At 67.4% G+C, this 20,336-nt stretch carries 18 protein-coding genes, 1 tRNA gene and 2 pseudogenes; 11 read left to right on the forward strand and 10 right to left on the reverse strand.

Translation table 11 applies throughout. The annotated features are described in order from the left end of the window. Positions 1-38 precede the first annotated feature (38 nt). Positions 39-115 (reverse strand) — tRNA-Arg (locus tag A0O31_RS05225). 44 nt (positions 116-159) lie between these two features. Between A0O31_RS05225 and A0O31_RS05230 the strand changes: the two genes are divergently transcribed. Together A0O31_RS05230 and A0O31_RS05235 are read left to right on the forward strand one after the other, a co-directional pair. After that, the gene (locus tag A0O31_RS05230) at positions 160-1,965 is read left to right on the forward strand and encodes a peptidylprolyl isomerase (protein ID WP_071676963.1); all 1,806 of its coding nucleotides are present in this window, start codon (positions 160-162) and stop codon (positions 1,963-1,965) included. A gap of 55 nt (positions 1,966-2,020) precedes the next feature. Beyond that, positions 2,021-3,594, forward strand: a pseudogene (locus tag A0O31_RS05235) (phosphoglucomutase). Here A0O31_RS05235 and A0O31_RS05240 read toward each other — a convergent pair. The 6 genes and pseudogenes from A0O31_RS05240 to A0O31_RS05265 all read right to left on the reverse strand — a co-directional run bounded on the left by A0O31_RS05240 (position 3,591) and on the right by A0O31_RS05265 (position 10,268). After that, entirely contained in the window at positions 3,591-5,858 is a 2,268-nt protein-coding gene (locus A0O31_RS05240) for a glycoside hydrolase family 31 protein (protein ID WP_071676964.1), read from the reverse strand. The pseudogene A0O31_RS05235 and the gene A0O31_RS05240 overlap by 4 nt on opposite strands. Positions 5,859-5,896: 38 nt before the next feature. Then, positions 5,897-6,738 (reverse strand): annotated as a pseudogene (locus A0O31_RS05245) (carbohydrate ABC transporter permease). Further along, on the reverse strand, positions 6,735-7,610 hold the full coding sequence (locus tag A0O31_RS05250) for a carbohydrate ABC transporter permease (RefSeq protein ID WP_071676965.1): 876 nt from the start codon (positions 7,608-7,610) through the stop codon (positions 6,735-6,737). Before A0O31_RS05250 ends, A0O31_RS05245 begins: the two are co-directional and overlap by 4 nt. Positions 7,611-7,660: 50 nt before the next feature. Next, on the reverse strand, positions 7,661-8,950 hold the full coding sequence (locus A0O31_RS05255; protein ID WP_071676966.1) for an ABC transporter substrate-binding protein: 1,290 nt from the start codon (positions 8,948-8,950) through the stop codon (positions 7,661-7,663). A gap of 65 nt (positions 8,951-9,015) precedes the next feature. Then, positions 9,016-9,996 carry an asparaginase gene (locus A0O31_RS05260; protein ID WP_071676967.1) on the reverse strand — a complete coding sequence of 327 codons (981 nt, stop codon included), beginning with the start codon at positions 9,994-9,996 and terminating at the stop codon, positions 9,016-9,018. Continuing rightward, positions 9,993-10,268 carry a DUF309 domain-containing protein gene (locus A0O31_RS05265; protein ID WP_071676968.1) on the reverse strand — a complete coding sequence of 92 codons (276 nt, stop codon included), beginning with the start codon at positions 10,266-10,268 and terminating at the stop codon, positions 9,993-9,995. Before A0O31_RS05265 ends, A0O31_RS05260 begins: the two co-directional genes overlap by 4 nt. Positions 10,269-10,303: 35 nt before the next feature. Here A0O31_RS05265 and A0O31_RS05270 point away from each other — a divergent pair, with 35 nt between their 5' ends. The 3 genes from A0O31_RS05270 to A0O31_RS05280 are packed head-to-tail and all read left to right on the forward strand — an operon-like array spanning position 10,304 to position 12,399. Continuing rightward, positions 10,304-11,029: an ABC transporter substrate-binding protein gene (locus tag A0O31_RS05270; protein WP_237259032.1), complete on the forward strand. Its 726-nt coding sequence runs from the start codon at positions 10,304-10,306 to the stop codon at positions 11,027-11,029. Positions 11,030-11,086: 57 nt separating this feature from the next. Further along, complete coding sequence (locus A0O31_RS05275; protein WP_039454936.1) at positions 11,087-11,722, forward strand: ABC transporter permease; 636 nt, start codon at positions 11,087-11,089, stop codon at positions 11,720-11,722. Further along, on the forward strand, positions 11,719-12,399 hold the full coding sequence (locus A0O31_RS05280) for an ATP-binding cassette domain-containing protein (protein ID WP_071676969.1): 681 nt from the start codon (positions 11,719-11,721) through the stop codon (positions 12,397-12,399). The genes A0O31_RS05275 and A0O31_RS05280 overlap by 4 nt, the downstream gene beginning before the upstream one ends. Here the strand turns inward: A0O31_RS05280 and A0O31_RS05285 are convergent. Further along, complete coding sequence (locus tag A0O31_RS05285) at positions 12,396-12,845, reverse strand: tRNA (cytidine(34)-2'-O)-methyltransferase (RefSeq protein ID WP_071676970.1); 450 nt, start codon at positions 12,843-12,845, stop codon at positions 12,396-12,398. The genes A0O31_RS05280 and A0O31_RS05285 overlap by 4 nt on opposite strands. Beyond that, a complete protein-coding gene (locus tag A0O31_RS05290; RefSeq protein ID WP_071676971.1) occupies positions 12,845-14,380 on the reverse strand; it encodes an ATP-binding protein in 1,536 nt (511 codons plus the stop codon). The genes A0O31_RS05285 and A0O31_RS05290 overlap by 1 nt, the downstream gene beginning before the upstream one ends. Before the next feature lie 211 nt (positions 14,381-14,591). Between A0O31_RS05290 and A0O31_RS05295 the strand changes: the two genes are divergently transcribed. The 6 genes from A0O31_RS05295 to rlmN are packed head-to-tail and all read left to right on the forward strand — an operon-like array spanning position 14,592 to position 19,157. Then, positions 14,592-15,929 carry an ammonium transporter gene (locus A0O31_RS05295; RefSeq protein ID WP_071677927.1) on the forward strand — a complete coding sequence of 446 codons (1,338 nt, stop codon included), beginning with the start codon at positions 14,592-14,594 and terminating at the stop codon, positions 15,927-15,929. Beyond that, positions 15,926-16,276 carry a P-II family nitrogen regulator gene (locus tag A0O31_RS05300; protein ID WP_071676972.1) on the forward strand — a complete coding sequence of 117 codons (351 nt, stop codon included), beginning with the start codon at positions 15,926-15,928 and terminating at the stop codon, positions 16,274-16,276. Before A0O31_RS05295 ends, A0O31_RS05300 begins: the two co-directional genes overlap by 4 nt. 4 nt (positions 16,277-16,280) lie before the next feature. Beyond that, positions 16,281-17,183, forward strand: coding sequence for an HrcA family transcriptional regulator (locus tag A0O31_RS05305; protein WP_071676973.1), 903 nt, complete (start codon positions 16,281-16,283; stop codon positions 17,181-17,183). Beyond that, on the forward strand, positions 17,173-17,844 hold the full coding sequence (locus A0O31_RS05310; RefSeq protein WP_071676974.1) for a molybdenum cofactor biosynthesis protein: 672 nt from the start codon (positions 17,173-17,175) through the stop codon (positions 17,842-17,844). The genes A0O31_RS05305 and A0O31_RS05310 overlap by 11 nt, the downstream gene beginning before the upstream one ends. Next, positions 17,841-18,065 (forward strand): hypothetical protein, encoded by a 225-nt coding sequence (locus tag A0O31_RS05315; protein WP_071676975.1) that lies wholly within the window; start codon positions 17,841-17,843, stop codon positions 18,063-18,065. The genes A0O31_RS05310 and A0O31_RS05315 overlap by 4 nt, the downstream gene beginning before the upstream one ends. Positions 18,066-18,092: 27 nt before the next feature. Then, complete coding sequence (gene rlmN, locus A0O31_RS05320) at positions 18,093-19,157, forward strand: dual-specificity RNA methyltransferase RlmN (protein ID WP_071676976.1); 1,065 nt, start codon at positions 18,093-18,095, stop codon at positions 19,155-19,157. Here rlmN and A0O31_RS05325 read toward each other — a convergent pair. Further along, the gene (locus A0O31_RS05325; RefSeq protein ID WP_071676977.1) at positions 19,126-20,289 is read right to left on the reverse strand and encodes an acyl-CoA dehydrogenase family protein; all 1,164 of its coding nucleotides are present in this window, start codon (positions 20,287-20,289) and stop codon (positions 19,126-19,128) included. The two genes, rlmN and A0O31_RS05325, sit on opposite strands and share 32 nt — an antisense overlap. Positions 20,290-20,336: the final 47 nt, after the last annotated feature.

Consider the following 20,336-nt stretch of genomic DNA (forward strand, 5'->3'; position numbering starts at 1 on the left):
CTTTGTGCTACGGGCTTTCCGGGATGGAAAAAGAAAAATGGCGCGCCCGAGAGGACTCGAACCTCTGACCTTCGGCTCCGGAGGCCGACGCTCTATCCAGCTGAGCTACGGGCGCACTCAGCGGGAGCTATCCTAGCACGCACAGGAGGAGGCGGTCAAGTGTTTGGCATCAACAAACGGGTCATCACCATCCTCTTCGGTCTTCTGGCCTTGGCCTTCGCCGTGGGGGCCATCCTCCTCTTCACCCCTCAGGCGGGGCAGCAGGCGCGGGGCAAGCCCGTGCTTTGGGTGAACGGGAAGGCGGTCTACGAGCTGGACCTCCTGAGGCTCCAGGGGAACGACCCCCTCTACGCCGCCAACCCAGAGGGGCTTTTGAAGGCCCTGGTGGACACCCACTTCCTGGAGCAGGTGATCCTCACCGAGGCCCTGAAGCAGGACGCCGCCCGCATCCGGGTAGGGAGCGCCGAGGTGCGCAAGGAGGTGGACCGCATCCGGGAGCAGTACGGCCTAAAGGAGAAGAAGGCCTACGAGCAGTTCCTGAACCAGATCGGTTTCACCGATGCGCAACTCAGGGGAGAGATCAAGACGCAACTCCAGGTCCAAAAGCGCCTGGAGCAGATCCGGTCCAGCGCCAAGCCCACCCCGGAGGAGGTGCGCTTCTACTTTGAGGTCCACCAGGAAAACTACAAGGGCGAGCCCCGGGTAAAGGCGCGGCAGATCGTGGTGGACGAGAAGAAGCTGGCGGAAGAGATCGCCGCCAAGGCCAAGGCCGGGGAGGACTTCGCCGCCTTGGCCAAGCAGTACTCCAAGGTGGGGGCGGAGCAAGGGGGTGCCCTGGGGGCAGGCCCCGGGGAAGCGGAGCCCAAGCCCGTGGCCAAGGTGGTCTTCCCCGAGAAGGTGGCCGAGGCGGTCTTCGCCCTGAAGGGCCCGGGCCTGGTGGGGCCCATAGAGGCCGGGGGGCGCTACTACCTGGTCAAGGTAGAAGCGTACCTCCCCGCCAAGGTCCCGAGCTTTGAGGAGGTTAAGGACCAGGTGGAGAAGGATGCGGCCCAGGCCAAGGGGAACGGGGCCCTCGAGGCCTACCTGGAAGAGCTCCGCAAGAAAGCCCAGGTACGCTTCGCCGAGGACAGCCCCTACACCTACCAAAACCCCGTGGTGGCCACGGTGAACGGGAAGGAGATCCTCCTTTCCCAGGTGCTCCAGCCCGTCTTTTCCAACCAGCAGACGGCGGCGCTCATTCAGCAGGGCCTGGGGGAGCTGGCGGTGCAGTTCTTCCTGCCCCAGACCCTGGAGAGCCTCATTGACCGGGAACTCCTGGTGGAAGAGGCCAAGAAAAGCGGCCAGCCCTTCATCGGCAGCAAGGACGAGATCGCCCAGGCCTACGTCCTTTACGCCACCCGGGACGTGACCGCCACGGAGGAGGAGGCCAGGCGCTACTATGCGGAAAACCCCGCCCTCTTCACCGTGCCCGCCAGCGCCGAGGTGGTGGGGGTGGTCTTCCAGAACGAGGCCAAGGCCAAGGCCTTCCGCGAGGCCGCCCTGAGGGGCGGGGACCTCCAGGCCCTGGCCAAAGCCCAGGAGGGAACGGTGACGGAGTACGGCACCGTAAACCCCAACCAGCTTCCCGCCGTCCTGGACCGCCTGGTCTTCAAGGTGAAGGAAACCTTCCCCAAGGGGCCTTTGGGCGAGGTGAGCGAGGTGGTGAAGCTGGAGGACGGCACCTTCGCCGTGCTCCTCGTTAAGAACCGCCAGGCGGAGGTCCTAAAGCCCTACCCCCAGGTGGCGGAGGAGGCCCGGGAAGGGATCATCGCCCGGAAGCGGCAGGCCAAGGCCCAGGCCCTCATCCAGGACCTGAGGAAGGGGGCTAAGGTGGAAAACCGCCTGAGCCAGGTCCTGGCGGAACTCACCCCCAAAATGGAGGAAAAGCCCAAGGAGGCTCCCCAGGAAACCCCCGCCAAGCCCTAGGCCCTTGGGCACGGCATGGGGGGAGGCCTTTGGCCTCCCCCTTTAAGATGGGGCCATGGACCTTGTGCAACTCCTCACCCTGTATTATGAGGAAATCCCCGACCCGCAAGACCCCCTAAAGCGGGTGGCCTTCGGCACCAGCGGCCACCGGGGAAGCAGCCTCAAGGGCACCTTCACCGAGGCCCATGTCCTCGCCATCGCCCAGGCCATCGCCGACCTCAGGGCCTCCTTTGGGGCCACGGGGCCCCTCTTCCTGGCCAAGGACACCCACGCCCTCTCCACCCCCGCCTGGGCCACGGCCCTGGAGGTCTTCGCCGCCAACGGGGTGGAGGTGTTCGTGGAGGTGGGGGAGGGCTACACCCCCACGCCCTTGGTTTCCTTGGCCATCCTGGAGCACAACGCCCGCCACACGGCCAAGGCCGACGGGGTCCTCCTCACCCCAAGCCACAACCCCCCGAGGACGGGGGCTTCAAGTACAACCCCCCCACGGGCGGCCCCGCCGACACCCGCCTCACCAAGGCCATTGAGGCCCGGGCCAACGCCCTTTTGGCGGAGGGGCTTAAAGGGGTGAAGCGGATCCCCCTCAAAGCGGCCAAGGAACGGGCCAAGCCCTTTGACTTCGCCGGCCTTTACGTGGAGAAGGTGAAGGAGGCGGTGGACCTCGAGGCCATCCGGGCAAGCGGCCTCAGGATCGGGGTGGACCCCCTGGGAGGGGCAAGCCTCCAGGTGTGGGAACGCCTGGCGGAGGCCTACCGCCTGAACCTGGAGGTGGTGAACCCCACCCTGGACCCCACGTTCCGCTTCATGCCGCCCGACCACGACGGCAAAATCCGCATGGACTGCTCCAGCCCCTACGCCATGGCGGGGCTTTTGGCGCTGAAGGAGCGGTTTGACCTGGCCATCGGCAACGACCCCGACGCCGACCGCCACGGCATCGTCACGCCCCGGGGCCTCATGAACCCCAACCACTACCTGGCGGCCGCCGTCCACCACCTCTACACCACCCGCACCTGGCCGGGGGCCAAGGTGGGCAAGACCGCCGTGACCAGCGCCCTTCTGGACCGGGTGGCCCAAGCCTTGGGCCGCGAGGTCTACGAGACGCCCGTGGGCTTTAAGTACTTCGTGGAAGGGCTCCTTGCGGGATGGCTCGGCTTTGGCGGGGAGGAAAGCGCCGGGGCGAGCTTCCTGCGCTTTGACGGGAGGCCCTTCTCCACGGACAAGGACGGGATCCTCTTGGGGCTTCTCGCCGCCGAGCTCCAGGCCAAGCGGGGCGAGGCCCCAGACCTCCTCTATGAGGCCCTCGCCGAGGCCTTGGGCCGCCCCTTCTACGCCCGCAAAGACCTCCCCATCGCCCCCGCGGCCAAGGCCCGGCTGGCCCAGCTTTCCCCGGAGGAAATCCAGGAAAAGGAGCTTGCCGGGGAGCCCATCCTCCAGGTGCTCACCCGCGCCCCCGGCAACGGGGAGCCCCTGGGGGGCCTAAAGGTGGTCACCCAAAACGCCTGGTTCGCCGTGAGGCCCAGCGGCACCGAGGACGTGGCCAAGGTCTACGCCGAAAGCTTCAAGGGCGAGGAACACTTGGAAGAGGTGCTTCGGTCCGCACTCCGCCTCATGGAGCGCGCCCTCTCCTAGGCCCACTCGGCGAAAGCTTCCCCCGGGCCCAGGTCCAAAAGGAGCCGGCCTTCCCGGTAAAGAACCCCCTGGCCCTTCACGGGCGGGGCCACCCCTAGCACCTCGGCCCAGACGCCCTCCCGGGGATGGCCCGAGCGGTCCTCAAAGGCCAAGACCAGCCGCTTCCCGTCAAACGCCCCCTTCAGCTCGCTCCAGGCCCCGGGGGCGAAACCCTCGCCCTCGTCCTCGTAAACCCGCCCCCGGATCGCCGGCCCCAAGGCCACCCGGAAGCCGAGGCGGGGCCAGCGGGCGGTGCGGGTGGGGTAGGTGGGCTCGGTGAGGGGGATGGCCGCCCCCTCCTTCAGGTAAAGGGGTAAGGGACCCAAAGCCTGTTCCAGGGCAGGCCCCGCCACCCGGCACCCTGCCCAAAAGTCCCACCAGGTGCCCGGGGGCAGGTACACCTCCCGCACCCCCTCCCCCTGGTGCAGGAGGGGAGCGGCGAGGAGGCCTTCGCCCAAAAGGAACTCGTCCTCGCGGAAGGCGGCCATCTCCCCCGGCCAGTAGGCGAAAAGGGGGCGCCAAAGCGGCAGGCCCTCCTCGTGGGCCTCCCGGGCCAGGGAGTAAAGGTAAGGGAGGAGCCGGTAGCGGAAGCGCAGGGCCTCCCGCATCCGGGAGGTCCAGGGCTCGCCGAAGGCGTAGGGCTCCTGGCGGCGGGTGCCCAGGGCGCTGTGGTTGCGAAAAAAGGGGTAAAGCGCCCCGAGCCAGGTCCAGCGCAGGAGGAGTTCGGGCGTAGCGTCCTGGCCAAAGCCGCCCACGTCCGCCCCGGCAAAGGGTACCCCGGAAAGCCCCAGGGAGAGGAGCATGGGGACCGAGAGGGCCATATCCTCGTGGCGGCTTTCGTTATCCCCCGTCCAGACGAAGGCGTAGCGCTGGATGCCGGGGAAGCCGCTTCGGGTGAGGATAAAGGGCCGGCGCCCCAAGGCGGCAAGCCCTTGGTAGGTGGCCTCGGCCATGCCCAGGGCGTAGAGGTTGCGGGCCTCGAGGTGGCTCTTCTCCCCTTGCCGGGCGGTGAGGGGGAGGGCCTTGTCGGGGGACTCGGCGCCCCCAAGCTCCAGCACCGCCGGCTCGTTCATGTCGTTCCAGATGCCGGCGAAGCCGTTCTCTTCGGCAAAGCGGCGCACCTCCTCGGCCCAGAAGGCCCGGGGGCCTTCCCGGCTAAAATCGGGCCAGACCGCCCGCCTCGGCCATACCCCGCCCACCAGAAGCTCGTCCCGGTCGTCCAGGAGGAAAACCCCCCGCCGCTTCCCCTCCTCAAAGACCCGGTAGCCCTCCTCCACCTTCACCCCCGGGTCCACGATGGGCACCAGGCGCACACCCTCCCCCGCCAGCTCCTCCGAGAGGGCCCGGAAATCGGGGAAGCGGTGGGGGCTTAGGGTGAAGACCTTGTAGCCCTCCATGTGGTGGATATCCAGCCAGACCGCTTCCAGGGGCAGGTCGTGGGCCTTGAACGCCTCCACCACCTCCCGCACCGCCTGGCTGTCGGCGTAGCTATAGCGGCACTGGTGGTAGCCCAAGGCCCACAAGGGGGGCATGGCGGGCCGGCCGGTGAGGAGGGTCAGGCCCCGCACCACCTCCAAGAGGCTTCCCGCAAGCACATAGAAATCCAGATGGGGCGAAGCCACCGCCACCCGCCCCTCGGCGGGGTGGGCGTGGCCCAGGTCAAAAAGGCTCGGGTGGCTCTCGTCCAGCAAAAGGCCTAGGGCCTCGTCCCCTTCCAGCCGCACCAAGAGGGGGCTCGCCAGGTAGAGGGGGTCACGGCCGGGGCGGGGCGGCTGGTCCATGGTGAAGTTCCAAAACCGCCCCCCACGCCGCGCAAGCCCCCCGGTCCGTTCGCCCAAGCCGTAGTAATGGGCGGCCCCTAGGGGAAAACGGAGGGCCAAAAGCGGGTACGGCACCCCATCGGAGAGGAGCCGCAAGAGGGGGAGGGCCTCGAGGTGGGGAAGGCCCCAGAGGGAAAGCGTTAGGCCCCCGAAGCGCACCCTCCCCTCACCCAGCGCCAAGGGCGGAAGCCCCTCGGCCCGGTAGAGCCCCTCGGTGGCCTCCATGGGCAACGGCCTTGCCCCCTGGACCGCCGGCCCCGCCTTGGCCCGGTCGCGCGGGCGCTGGGTGAAAAGGAGCCGCCAGGCCCGCACCCCTTCCTTCTCCACCGCCTGGACCTCCATGCCCGAAAGGTCCAGGCGCTCCATCCGGTCAAAGGGGATGTCCCAATTCAAAAGCGCGTTCAAGCCCCACCTCCACCCGGCGGGCCCCTAAGCGCGCGGCCCTAGCCCTTCACCGCCCCCGCCGTTAACCCGGCCACGATGCGCCCTTGGAAGATGAGGACCAGGACCACCAGGGGCACCGTGACCACCACGCTGGCCGCCATGATGGAGCCCCAGGGGATCTCAAAGGGGGTGGCCCCGCCGAAGCTGGCGATGGCGGGGGGCACGGTCTTCACCGCATCCCCCACGGTGAAGGTGAGGGCGAAGAGGTACTCGTTCCAGGCGGCGATGAAGGCCAACAACCCCGTGGTCACCAGCCCGGGCCCGGTGAGGGGGAGCATCACCCGCAGGAGGGTCTGCAAGGGAGTGGCCCCGTCCACATACGCCGCCTCCTCCAGCTCCCTGGGAAGCCCCCGGAAGTAGCCCACCAGCACCCACACCGTGAAGGGCAAGGTGAAGAGGAGGTAGGTGAGGATGAGGCCAAGGTGGGTGTTGAAAAGCCCGGTTTGCCTTAGCAGCATGAAAAGGCCTCCCAAGACCGAGATCTGGGGAAACATGGTCATGGCGAGGACGATGTACAAGACGGCGTTTTTGGGAGGAAAGGGGAGCCGGCCCAGGGCGTAGGCGGCCAGCACCCCAAGGGCCAAGGAGAGCAGGGTGGCCCCCCGGCCACGATGAGGGAATTCAACAGGTTGCGGCCAAAGTTGGCCTGGAGGAAGACGTTTTTGTAGTGGTCCAGGGTGAAGGGAAGGGGCAGGAAGCTGGGATCGGGGGAAAAGAGGGCATCCGAGGGCTTGAAGCTGGAAATCACCGCCCAGTAGAAGGGAAAGACGCTGTAGACCACAATGAAGACCACCAAGAGGTAAAAAAGCCCCCGGTTGAGGGCACGCCAAAGGGCCTTCATCTGAGGGCCTCCCTTCCTATGGTGCGCATGTACAGGAGGACGAAGACGAAGATCAGGGCCAAAATGGCCACGCTGATGGCCGAGCCGTAGCCTAGGTCCTGGAAGTCAATGAGGGTCTGGCGGTTGTAGATGGCCAAAGAGCGGGTGGCGGGGTTCGCCCCGCTCATGACGAAGATCACGTCAAAGACCCGAAGGGCGTCCAGGGTGCGGAAGATGAGGGCCACCACCAGGGCGGGGGTGAGGAGGGGCAGGGTGATGGTCCAGAACTGTTGCCAACGGGTAGCCCCGTCAATGCTGGCTGCCTCGTAGAGCTCCTCGGGGATAAGCTGGAGCCCAGCCAAGAGGAGGAGGGCCATGAAGGGCGTGGTCTTCCACACGTCCACGGCGATGATGGAGGGGAGGATGAGCTCAGGACGAGCCAAGAAGGCCACCTTCTGCGAGAGGAGGCCGAGCTTGACACCCAGGACGTTGACGACCCCGTAGACGTCGTGGAGCATCCACTGCCACATCTTGGCGGAAACCACCGTGGGGATGGCCCAGGGGATGAGGATGGCGGCGCGCACCAGGCCCCGGCCCCTGAAGTTGGAGTGGATGACCAAGGCGATGGCCAAGCCCAGGATGGTTTCCAGGCTCACGGAGATCACGGTGAACTTTAACGTGTTCCAAAGGGCCTGGCGGAAATCCGGGTCCTGGAGCAGGAAAACGTAGTTTTCCAAGCCCACGAACTCCGGGGGCTCCACGAAGGCGATATCGGCTTTGAAGAGAGACCAGTAGAAGACCTGGGCCAGGGGGTAGCCCGCCACCAGGACCACCACCAAAAGGGTGGGGAGGACGAGGAGCCAGGCCAGGCGGACCTGCCTTTGGGTAAGCATGGCTTTAGGGTAAACCCGGGGGGCTCACCGCCCCCCGGGAAGAGGGCTTTTTACCGCAGGATGCGGCGCAGGCGGGCCTCGAGGTCCCGCACCGCCGCCTCGCCCGTCTTACGGCCGGTGAGGGCGCTATGGACCTCGGTCCAGATGGCTTCGGAAACCTGGTTGTACCGGGCCCCGGCCACGTCGGAGGGACGGGAGACGGCGTTTTGGAAGACGGGCAAGAGGCTCCGGAACCAAGGGTTTTTGGCCAAGACGTCCCTATCGGTGTAGAGGGCGGGCCGGGTGGGCAGGCGGGAAAGGCGCACGGCGTTGTCCTTCTGCACCTCGTAGGAGGCCAGGTACTTGACCAGGTCGGCGGCCTCCTTGGGGTAGCGGCTGTAGGCGGAAACCATGAGCTGCCACCCGCCCAGGGTGGCGGCGTTGGAGGCGTCGGCGGCGCCCTTGGGAAGCACGGTCACGGCAAACTTGCCCCGGATGGGGCTCCCCTCCGCCTGGCCCAGGGCGTAGGCGTAGGGCCAGTTGCGCATGAAGAGGGCGTTGCCCTGCTGCCAGACGTTCCTGGCCTCCTCCTCGGCGTAGGAGGTGACGCCTTGGGGGGCGATGGTGCCCACGTAGCGGCGGACCGTGTTCAAGGCCAAAGCGGCCCGGCCGTTATTCACGCTTATGGTGCCATCCGGTTCCACGATGCGCCCGCCCTTATGGGAGTAGATCCATTCAAGGGCGTCGCAGGTGAGGCCCTCGTAGGGCTTGCCCTGGAAGACAAAGCCCCAGAAGTCCCGGTTGCCCGCCCTGCGCTCGCCCTCCATGACCCTCTGGGCCATCTGCTCCAGCTCGGCCCAGGTGCGGGGCGGGTTCTGGAAGCCGTACTTCTGGAGGAGGTCGGTGCGGTAGTAAAGGATGCCGGCATCGGTGAAGAAGGGGATAGAGGTGAGCTTGCCCCGGATGGTGTTGTTCTGAACGATACGGGGGAAGAACTCCCGAAGCTCCGCTTCGCTAAAGTGCTGCTTTAGGTCCAGGGCGTGGGGGGCCACGATGCCCGGCCAGATGACGTCAATCATGTAGACGTCCACATCGGGGCTTTTGGCCGCCCAGTACTGCTGGTAGAGGGCCAGGCGGTCGTTGGTGTCCGCAGGCGAGTCAATGTACTCCACCCGGGTGCCCGTCTTCTTCCCCCAGGCCTCCACCATCTCCTTCATCCAGCGGCCGCCCTCCCCCACGGCGGTGGAGTCGCCCGCCACCCGGATGATGGGCCCCGCCTGGGCCCGCACCACGGACGGGCCCAGCACCAGGCTAGCCGCCAAACCCACGCCGGCCTTCTTAAGAAATTCCCTACGCCTCATATGAACCCTCCCTATGGAAGCTTTTCCAGGACGATTTTACCCCTCCGCCCCCTCCCCGTCAAGCGCTAAAGCCACACGAGCTGCAACTGGGCCTCGAGGCGGCCCACCACCAGGCCCCGGTGGTTTGTGATCTCGGGCCGGTCCCAGGGGGTAGGGCCAGGGTCTAAGCCCAAGCGGCGAAGGAGGGCTACCACCAGCACCTCCCGGGCCTGGCCCGAGCCGTCCTCCACTTTGAGGGCGATGCCCAAAGGCCCCTTGGGGCTTTCCAAGAGGGCCAGGCCATAGTAGCCATCCGCCCCCCGCTTGGCCACCACGGGAAGCCTCTCCATGAGCAAGGTGTCTATGCTCCCAGGCCCCGCCACCAGCATGGGGTGGCGGCGCATGGCCTCCCGCACCCTTCGGAGGGGCTCCTGGTAGGGGGCCGGGGCCTCCTCGGGGGCCGCCAAGAGATAAAAAGCCCGCGCCGCCCGGGAAAGGGGGAGGGCGAAGGTGGGAACGCTGCAGCCGTCCGTGGCCCAAAGGGGCTCAACCCCCGCAAGCTCCCTAAGCGTCTTCCGGTTCAGCCCCTGCACCGGGTGGTCGGGCAGGTGGTAGCCCTCCGTGGGCGCCCCCAGGGCCAAGGAAGCCGCCAGCATGCCGGCGTGCTTGCCCGAGCAGTTGTGGTGGAGGGGGGTTGGGGAAAGCCCCCGCGCCTCCAGGGCCTTCCGGGCCTCCTTGGAAAAGGGGGGGTGGACCCCGCAGACCAGGTGCTCAGGGCCCAGGCCGAGCCTAGCGAGAAAGCGGGTGGCCACCGCCACGTGGGCCTCGGTGCCGTCGTGGCTAGCGGTGGCCAAGGCCACCTCCTCTTCCCCTAGGCCGAAGCGCTCCACGGCCCCCGTGAGGTAAAGGGCCAAGGCCTGGAAGGGCTTGGCGGAGGAGCGCAGGTAGGCCCAAAGGTCCGGCTCCCCGGCGTAGGCCAAAACCCCTTCCCGGCCAAAGACCACCAGGGAAGCCCGGTGCCGGTTTTCCACGAGCTCGCCGCGGTAGGCGTAAACCCAAGCGTTCACGCCCCAAGTCTACGCCGGGCCTCGGCCAAAAGCGCCGCCCAGTCCACGCCCCTATAGGGGTTTGGCAGGCCCTTTAGCCGGGCTTCTGCCTTCTTGAGGTTTCTTTGGCCGCTTTTGCCCAAGGCCCTTTGGTGCAGGGCGGCGGCGAGGAGGATAAGCCCCTGGAGAAAGCGTTTTTCTTCCCCTTCTGCCCGAAGCCAGGCCGCTTCCAAAACCTCGTGTACCTCAAAGTAGCGCCCCTCCCGCCAGAGGGCCAAGGCCTTCTCCAACACATTCCCTTCTTAAAGCTTAAGCTATGTTTAGGTCTATGCGACTTGGAGCCTTTCTCCTCCCCTTTTTTGTCCTGGCGGTGGCCCTGCGCCTGGCCACCACCACCAGCGTCTACGATTCCGGGCTTTTGGACCAGCTTCTTCCCCCCTTCCAGAAGGCCACGGGGATCCAGGTGGAGGTCTTGGCGGTGGGCACGGGCCAAGCCCTGACCTTAGCGGCCCGCGGGGACGTGGATGCCGTCTTGGTCCACGCCCCGGACCTCGAGGCGGAGGCGGTGCGGCAAGGCCACCTGGCCGAAGGGTTCTGCCTAGCGCAAAACCGTTTCCTCCTGGTGGGGCCACCGGAAGACCCCGCCCGGGTGCGGGAAGCCCCCACCGTCCTGGAGGCCCTGCGGCAGATCGCCAAGACCCAAGCCCCCTTCGTCTCCCGGGGGGACCGCTCGGGCACCCACGTCAAGGAACTCGCCCTCTGGAAGGAGGCAGGCGTCACCCCGACCCCCCCTGGTACCTGGAGTCGGGGGCGGGCATGGGCCAGACCTTGGTCCTGGCGGCGGAAAAAGGAGCCTACACCCTCTCCGATTTGGCCACCTACCTCACCGTGGGGAAAAAGAGGGGCCTGGTTGCCCTTTACGAACGGGGCGACCCTCTACTTATCAACCAGTACAGCTATTATGTGGCCCTCAAGGGGAAAAACCCTGAGGAGGCCAGGCGGCTTCGGGCCTTCTTGGCCTCCGAGGAGGCGGCCCGGCTCACCGCAGGCCTAAAGGTGGAGGGGCAAAGCCTTTTCCAGCCCCTCCGGGGGCGGTGTATCCTTCCTCCAGGTGGAAGCCGCTGAGCTTTGGGAGATCGCCTGGCGGAGCCTCTGGGTGGCGGGGGTGGCCACGCTCCTTGCGGCGCTCCCCGCCGTCCCCCTGGGGCTTTGGCTGGCCCTCCGGGGCGGGGGCGGGGCCTGGGGACGGATGCTCCTCTATGCGGGCATGGCCCTGCCCCCTGTGGTGGTGGGGCTTTTCCTCTACCTCCTCCTATCCCGCTCCGGGCCCTTGGGCTTCCTCGGCCTCCTCTACACCCCCTACGCCATGGTCCTGGCGGAGGCCATCCTGGCCTTCCCCCTCATCGCCGCCTTTGTCCTTTCCGGGGCCCGGGCCCGGGTGGAGGAGGTGCGCCTTTTGGTGCGGAGCCTGGGCGGCACGGAGGCCCAGGTCTTCCCCACCCTCTTTTGGGAAAGCCGCCGCACCCTGGCCGCTGCCCTGGCCGCGGGCTTTGGCGGAGCCATCAGCGAGGTGGGGGCGGCCACCCTGGTGGGTGGGGACATCCGCCACCACACCCGGGTTCTCACCACCGCCATTGTGGTGGAAACCCGCAAAGGGGAGTTGGAGGCGGCGTTGGCCTTGGGGATGGTCCTTATGGGCATTGCCCTCTTGGTCACCGGGCTTCTCGTTATCCTGGAGCGGGAATGAGGCCAGTGCTTTGGGCCAAGGGGCTTTTCCACCGCCACGGGACGTTTTGCCTGGAGGTGGAAGACCTTAAGGTCTACCCCGGGGAGATCCTGGCGGTCCTAGGCCCGTCGGGTAGCGGCAAGACCACCCTGCTCCGCCTTCTTGCGGGCCTCTTCCAACCCGAGCGAGGCCGGGTGGAGGGGGGGCGTGCCGCCTACCTGCCCCAGGCCCCGCCCCTCTTGCGGCGGAGCGTTTTGGAAAACGCCGCCTTTGGCCTCCGCCTCCAGGGCGTGGCCAAGCGGGAGGCCTGGGAGCGGGCGCGAAGGTTGTTAGCGCGGGTGGGCTTGGCGGAAAAGGCGCGCCAGCCCGCCCACCTCCTCTCGGGCGGGGAAGCGGTGCGCTTAGCCCTGGCCCGCACCCTTTTGGTGGAGCCCGAGATCCTCCTTCTGGACGAACCCACCGCCAGCCTGGACCCGGCCAACGTCGCCCAGGTGGAAGCCCTCCTCGCCGAGGCGGCGCTGGAGGGGCGGGCGGTGATCCTCGCCACCCACGACCTCTTCCAGGCTAAACGGCTGGCAAAGCGGGTGGTCTTCCTCTACCTGGGCCAGGTGGTGGAGGAAGGGGAGGCCAAGGCCTTCTTCCAAAACCCCAAGGACCCTAGGACCCAAGCCTTTTTGCAAGGCCGCCTCCTCCCCTAAGGGCTCTGGAGCTGGCGGTAGGCCTCGGAGGCCGCCACCCCCACGGCCACCGCCAGGTTCAGGGAGCGCACCGGCCCCGGCATGGGGATTTGGAGGGAGGGAAACTGGGCCAGGACCGCCTCCGGAAGTCCCCGGGTCTCGGGCCCGAAGAGGAGGTAGTCCCCCTCTTGGAAACGGGCTTGGTATAGGCTCGTCTCGGCACGGGCGCTAAAGGCCCACACCCGGGCGGAAGGGGGGAGGGAGGCGAGGAAGGCTGCCCAGTCTTCGTGGACCCTCAGGTCCACGTAGGGCCAGTAGTCCAGCCCCGCCCGCCTGAGCTTGGAACTGGAAAGGAGAAAGCCCAAGGGGCGGATGAGGTGCAAGGGCCACCCCAAGGCAGCGGCGGTGCGGGCGATGTTCCCCACGTTCTGGGGGATTTCCGGCTGGTAAAGGACCAGGTGGATCATCACCGCCTCCGGTACCGGGTGGCCGCTCCCCGGCCCACCCGCTCCGCCCGCCCCTCGCGAAGGAGCCGGTTCAATAGGGCCAAGGCGGCCCTGGGGCGCAGGCCCAAAAGGGCCTCCACCTCCCGTCTGGACCGAGGGGTTTCCAAGAAAGCCAGGACCCGCTCGGCTAAGGAATCCCGCTGGGCTAGCCGGTACCTGCCCCCTTCTCTCCGCACCAGACCCATGCGCTCCATCCGGGAAAGGACCTTCCTGCTCGCCTCCTCGGGAAGCTGCAAGGCCCGGGAAAGCTCCGCCAGGGTAGCCTCTTCCACCCTCCGCAGGTAGCCCACGGCGATGAGGTGGTCCAGGCTAAAGGCCCCAAAACGCTCCTGGACCTCGGCCAATTCCCGCACGAAGCCCTCGTCCAGCTCGGGGTTGTAGAGGACCAGGGTCAGGGCCTCGGGGTAAAGCCGGTACTCCGGGGGCTCTTTGCCGTACTTGAGGAGGAGGCGGTACATCTTGTCCACCCCGCTTCCCGCCCGCTCCACGTAACCCAGGCGGTACAGGGCCTCGGCCAGGCGGGGGTTGCGCCGCTTGGGCGGGTGGCGGAGGACGTTCTCCGGGGTGATGCCCGGGGGAAAGCCCCCAGGGTTGGAAATCTCCAACCGGTCCCGATGGTGGTGGACCTGGATGGCGTCCCTGCTCTGCCAGTCCCGGTGGACCAGGGCGTTTAGGAGGGCTTCCCGGTAGACCTCCTGGTCAAAGTCCCAGACCTCGAGGCGGAACAGCCCCACCGTGAGGTAGCGCACCCGGTTCCGGGCCTGGATGAGGTCCCGAAGCCGCTCCAAAAGGGCGGGAATGGACCTTAGAAGGTCCTCCCGGAAGGTGTACCCCTCCTCGTCCTCGTGGAAGTAGTAGCTCACCTCCGCCTGGGGCAGAAGCCGCCTTAAGGCCAAGGGGGTACCCGCCAGGAGAAGCCCCGCCACCGTGGGCCGCGCCTCCCCCTCCACCCGCTCCAAAAGCCCCAGGGCGAAAAGGAGCTCCAAATCGGGAAGGGCAGCCAAGGCGCTCCCCCGTTCCTCCAGGATGCGCCTTAGGCGCAAGACCTCCACCGGGTCCAGGTCGGAAAGGCTCGCCGCCGGCAGGACCTGGGCGGTGAAGTCGGGTTCGGGCAACGCCTGGCCCATGCGGAGCTCGGTAAGGCGCCTCCCGTCCCAAAAGGGCACCCGCCCCGCCCCCACGGCGATGGCCGCCGGGCTTTGCGGCACGTGGAGGGCCAACACCCTTCCCCCAGGCCCCTCCAGCGCCTCCACGTAGGGCAAAAGCAGGCCTTGGGTGAGCTCAAAAAGGGCGTGGGTGACCTGGAGGGGATGGATGTCCGAGGCCCCGAGCACCTTCCCGTCCGGGCCCACCCCCAGGAAGAGGGTTCCGCCCTTGTGGTTGGCGAGGCCGGCGGCGTAGCGGGCCAGCTCTTCCGGCGAAAGGTCGGGGGGCAGGAAAAGGGTGCGCTCGTCCTGCCCCTGGGCCAGGCGCTCCAATAGCTCCTCCCACGTCACGGGGCCCAGTTTAGCGGGATAGAAACCGGGGCGTGGGGTCCTAAGGTGCAAGCTGTTAGGTTTACACTTGACACTTGCTTATGCTTTGTTTGACGATGAGCACGCTTTAGGCATAAATAGCACCCCTTGTTTCTATAGCATTGGATAGATGTACACTTCTTCCTTGACAATGTGCATCAAAGGTGCTAGGCTCGCCCTCGAGGGGGTGGCCATGCAGCGGCAGAAAACCCTTTGGGGACTAACGGCGGTAGGGCTTTCGGGCTTGGCCTTGGCGGAAGGAGTAGACGGGGCGGCCACGGCGTGGATGCTGGTGTCCACGGCCCTGGTGCTCCTCATGACCCCAGCCTTGGCCTTTTTCTACGGGGGGCTCGTGCGCTCCAAGAACGCCTTGAACACCATGATGATGAGCTTCACCGCCTTGGGCTTCGTGGGGGTGGGCTGGGCCCTTTTGGGGTACAGCCTGGCCTTCGCCGAGGGAAGTCCTTGGCTTGGGGGCCTGGGCCACGCCCTTTTGCAGGGGGTGGGCTTGGAGGCCAAAGGCGACATCCCCCACCTCCTCTTCATGGCCTTTCAGGGCACCTTCGCCATCATCACCGCCGCCCTCCTCACCGGAGGCCTGGTGGAGCGGATGCGCTTTCCCGCCCTCCTCCTCTTCCTCACCTTGTGGGGGCTCCTGGTCTATGCGCCCCTGGCCCACTGGGTCTGGGGCGGGGGGTTTTTGGGGGCTTTAGGGGCCTTGGACTTCGCCGGCGGCACCGTGGTCCACATCAATGCCGGCGTGGCGGCCCTGGTGGGCGCCCTGGTCCTCGGCGCACGCAAGGACTACGGCCGCCAGGCCATCCTGCCCCACAACGTGCCCTTCGTCCTCCTGGGGGCGGCCCTTCTCTGGTTCGGGTGGTTCGGCTTCAACGGGGGTAGCGCCCTGGCCTCCGGGGAGGTGGCGGCCTTGGCCTTCGTGAACACCCTCCTGGCCCCTGCGGCCACCCTGGCGGTCTGGGTCCTCCTGGACCTCCTCCGCACCGGCAAGGCCACGGCGGTGGGCCTGGCCACGGCCATCGTGGTGGGCCTGGTGGCCATCACCCCGGCGGCGGGCTTCGTCTCGCCCCTTTCCGCCCTGGTCCTGGGGGCGGTCTCCGCCCTCCCCAGCTACTTCTTCCTCCTCTACCGGCCAAGGACGCGCCTGGACGATTCCCTGGACGTCTTCGGGGCCCACGGCCTCGCCGGGATCACCGGGGCACTTCTCACCGGGGTCCTGGCGGAAAAGGCGTGGAACGGCGTGGCGGATGGGCTCCTTTTCGGCAACCCCGCCCAGCTTGGGGTCCAGGCCCTGGCGGTCCTGGCAGCGGTGGTCTACTCGGCCCTGGGCACCTTCGTCCTCCTAAAGCTCGTCTCCCTCCTCACCCCCTTGCGGGCAAGCCCCAAAGAGGAGGGCCTGGGCCTGGACGTGACCCAGCACGGGGAAGAGGCCTACGCCAGCGGCGAAGGGGCCATCTTGGTGCTTTCCGAGGCTTCCCCGCCCGCCCTCAAGCCCCTGGGAGGTAAGGCATGAAGCTCATCGTGGCCATTATCCGCCCGGAGAAGCTCAGCGAGGTTTTGGAAGCCCTCTTCCGGGCCGAGGTGCGGGGGCTTACCCTAAGCCGGGTCCAGGGCCACGGCGGGGAAACGGAAAAGGTGGAAACCTACCGGGGCACCACGGTGAAGATGGAGCTCCACGAGAAGGTGCGCCTGGAGATCGGGGTTTCCGAGCCCTTCGTCAAACCCACGGTGGAGGCCATCCTGAAGGCTGCCCGCACCGGGGAGGTGGGGGACGGCAAGGTGTTCGTAATTCCCGTGGAGAAGGTCTACCGCATCCGCACGGGCGAGGAGGACGAGGCCGCCGTCACCCCGGTACAATAGGGGTGTGACGGCACGGCAGCGGGCCATCCTCCACCTCCTGGTGGAGGAGTACATCAAGACCAAAGCCCCGGTACCCTCGGCCAGGCTGGCCGAGGGACTTGGGCTTTCCCCCGCCCTGGCCCGCTACGAGCTCATCGCCCTCGAGGAGATGGGCTACCTCACCAAGCCCCACGCCTCCGCCGGCCGCGTGCCCACCCGGCAGGGCTTCCGCCAGTACTCCCTTTCCCTCCTCCCCCCCAAGCCCCTGCCCGAAAGCGTCCAGGCGCGCCTGGAACGGGCCCTTTCCGGGGCCAAGGAACCCGAGGCCTTCCTGGTGAAGGTGGCGGTGGGGCTTTCCGGCTACCCCGCCCTCCTCCGCCTCCGGCCCCGCAAAACCCCCAAGGTGCTCCAGGTCCACCTCTCTCCCCTCGCCGAGAACACCTTGGCCGTCTTCGTCCTGGAAGGGGGGCGGGTGAAGGAGGCAAGGCTTCCCTTAGCCCTTTCCCCGGAGCGGCTTAGGGAGGCGGAGGCGGTCTTGGCGGGACCTTTTTCCGAGCTTCCCCCGCCACCCCGGGGCCTGGAAGACCTCTTCGCCCACCTCGCCCGGGCCCTGAACGCAGGGCTTTCCCTCTCCTACCGGGAAGGGCTGGCCGAGGCCCTAAAGGAGCCCGAGGCCCAAAACCCGGGCTTCTTGGAGCGCCTGGTGCAGCTCTACGAGGCCGGGGGGGAGGAGGTCCTCACCCCCCCGGGCCGGGTGGACGTGCGGGTGGGGGAGGTGGAGGGGCTTGCCCAGGTGCAGGCGGGCTTCGCCAAGGGGGAGTGGCTTGGGGAGCTCACCCTCATCGGCCCCATGCGCATGCGCTATCCCGAGGCCCTCTCCGTGGCCCTAGGCCTTACCCAGGTCTATACTGGGGTCCATGCGGGTTGAGGTAAGGCTTTTCGCCCTTTACCGGGAGCAGGCGGGGCAAGACCGCTTTCCCTTGGACCTCCCGGAAGGAGCCCGGGTGAAGGAGGCCAAGGAGGCCGTGGAGCGGCTCTTCCCCGGCCTTTCCCTCTCCGGGGGCATGGCAGCGGTGAACCAGGAGCTGGCCGGGGCGGAAACCCCCTTGAAGGAGGGGGACGAGGTGGCCTTCTTGCCCCCGGTGTCTGGGGGGCAGGACTCGTTTGGCCTCACGGAAGGCCCCTTGGACCTAAAGGCCCTGGTGGACTGGGCCACAGCCCCCGAGTACGGGGCGGTGGTGAGCTTCCTCGGCACCACCCGGAGCCCCAACCGGGGGGAGGCGGTGGCCTATTTGGAGTACGAGGCCTACCCCGAAATGGCGGAAAAGGCCATGGCCCAGGTCATCGCCGAGATGCGGGCCCGCTGGCCCCTAGGCCGGGTAGCCCTCTGGCACCGCCTGGGCCGGGTGGACCCGGGGGAGGCCTCCATCGCCATCGTGGTCTCGGCCCGGCACCGCAAGGAGGCCTTCGCCGCCTGCGCCTACGCCATAGATCGGGTGAAGCAGATCCTCCCCGTTTGGAAAAAGGAGTACCGCCCGGACGGGAGCTTCTGGGTGGAGGGCTTCGCCCCAGAGGAACACCGGCTTTGACCTCCTTCACCTTCCTGGCTGGCCTCCTCCTCCTCGTCCTCTTCGCCCTGCCCCTCCTCCTGGGCTTCCTGGCAGGGAGGGCTTTCCGGGAAGGAAGGGGCCGGGTGGGGCTTGGGCTTCTCCTCTTTGGCGGCTTCCTGGGCCTTCTGGCGCGGCCCAGGCCCTTGGGGTTCCTCCTCCTTCTCCTAGGGGTCCTCCTGGGCTATGGCCGGCTTCGCTGAAGCCTCGGGGCGAGGTATAATGCGGGGATGACCGAAGGGGTCCTCCGCCCCATCCTGGATTTGCCCCCAGAAGAGCTTCCGGGCGAGGGGTTTCGCAAGGCGCAGATCGCCCACTGGCTCTACGCCCGGGGGGTGCGGGACTTCGCCGAGATGACCGACCTGCCCAAAGCCCTGCGGGAAGCCTTGGCCCAGGCGTGGCGCATCTCGGAGTTCTCCCTGGTGGAGGCCTACCCGAGCAAGGACGGGAGCGTCAAGTATCTCTTCACCCTCCTGGACGGCAAGAAGACCGAGGCGGTCTACATGCCCTACCCCAACCGCAAGACCGTCTGCCTTTCCAGCATGGTGGGCTGCCCCGCCGGGTGCACCTTCTGCGCCACCGGGGCCTTGGGCTTTGGCCGCAACCTCACCGCGGCGGAAATTCTGGACCAACTCCTCGCCATCGCCCACCACCAGGGCATCTCCCCCCGGGAGATCCGCAACGTGGTCCTCATGGGTATGGGGGAACCCCTCTTAAACCTCGCCCAGGTCCTGAAGGCGGTGCGGGTCATGCTCCACCCCAAAGGCCTCGCCATGAGCCCGAGGCGCATCACCCTCTCCACCGTGGGCATCCCCCGGGGGATTTACCGCCTGGCGGAGGAGGACCTGGGAATACGGCTCGCCCTCTCCCTCCACGCCCCCGACGACGAGACGCGGCGGAAGATCATCCCCACGGCCCACCGCTACCCCATAGCCGAGATCATGGAGGCGGTGCGCCACTACTACGCCAAGACCAAGCGGCGGGTGACCTTTGAATACACCCTTCTTAAGGGCATCAACGACCACCCCTGGCAGGCGCGGCTTCTGGCCAGGCTCCTCAAGGGAATCAGCGCCCACGTGAACCTCATCCCCTTTAACCCCTGGGAAGGGGCCCCGGTGGGGGGAACGCCCAAGCCCGGGATTTTGGCCTTCGCCGAGGAACTCCGGCGCCTAGGGGTGCCCACCTCCATCCGCTTCAGCCGGGGGCAGGACGTGGGGGCGGCCTGCGGGCAGCTCGCCCTCAAAGCCCCCAAGCCCCTTACCTTTAAACTCCTTCCAGAAGGCGCCGGGCAATGACCAGCTTGAGAATCTCGCTCGTCCCCTCCCCGATGCGGGTCAGGCGGGCGTCCCGCCAGTAGCGTTCCACGGGGTAGTCCTTGATGTAGCCGTAGCCCCCAAGAACCTGGATGGCCTCGTCGCAGGCCCGCACCGCCACCTCGCTGGCGAAGAGCTTGGCCTGGGCGGCCTCGAGGGCAAAGGGCCGCCCGGCATCCTTGAGGGCCGCCGCCTTGAGGTAAAGAAGCCGCGCCGCCTCCAGCTCCGTGGCCGCCTCCGCCAGCTTGAAGGACACCCCCTCGTACTCGGCAATGGGCCGGCCGAAGGCCTCCCGCTCCTTGGCGTACCTCAGGGCGTAGTCCAGGGCGGCCCGCCCCAAACCCACGGCCATGGCGGCGATGCCGATCCGCCCCCCGTCCAGGACCCGGAGGACATCGTAAAAGCCCTTCCCCCTTTCCCCTAAAAGCCCCTCCCCGGGCACAAACAGGTCTTCCAGAAGGAGTTGGGCCGTGTCCGAGGCGTTTAGGCCGAGCTTCTCCTCCTTGCGGCCCACCCTTAGGCCCTTCTCGGGGCGGAAGAAGGCGAAGGCGGAGATGCCCAGATGCTTCCTCTCCGGGCTTGGAGCGGGGTCGGTGCGGGCCATGACCACGTAGACCCCGGCCACGCTCCCCTGGGTGATGAACTGCTTGGTGCCGTTTAGGACAAAGCCCCCTGCCACCTCCTCCGCCCGGGTCTTCAGGGCCGCGGCATCCGAACCCGAGCCGGGCTCGGTAAGCCCCCAGGCCCCCAAGGCTTCCCCCGAGGCCAGCTTGGGGAGGAAGGTTTCCTTTTGCCGCTCGTTCCCCGCCAGGAGGATGTGCCCCGTGGCCAAGGAGTTGTGGCTCGCCACGGTGAGGGCCAGGGAGCCATCGTGGTAGGCGATCTCCTCCACCATGCGGGCGAAAAGGCGGGTGGAAAGCCCCGCCCCCCCATAGGCCTCGGGCACCACCGCCCCGAAGACGCCAAAGGCCGCCATCTTCTGCACCAGGTCCCAGGGGAAAGCCCCCGTGCGGTCCCTTTCCGCCGCCCCCGGGGCCACCTCCGCCTTCAAGAACTCCCGGAAAGGCCCCAGGACCTGCCGCTCCTCCCGCGTCTCCTCAAACCAGAGCTCCATGGTGGGCCAAGTATATCACTTTCTTGCGAGGTAGCAAAAAGGCGTCA

Origin of the sequence: Thermus brockianus (assembly GCF_001880325.1) — a bacterium.
GTDB classification, from domain to species: Bacteria; Deinococcota; Deinococci; order Deinococcales; family Thermaceae; genus Thermus; species Thermus brockianus.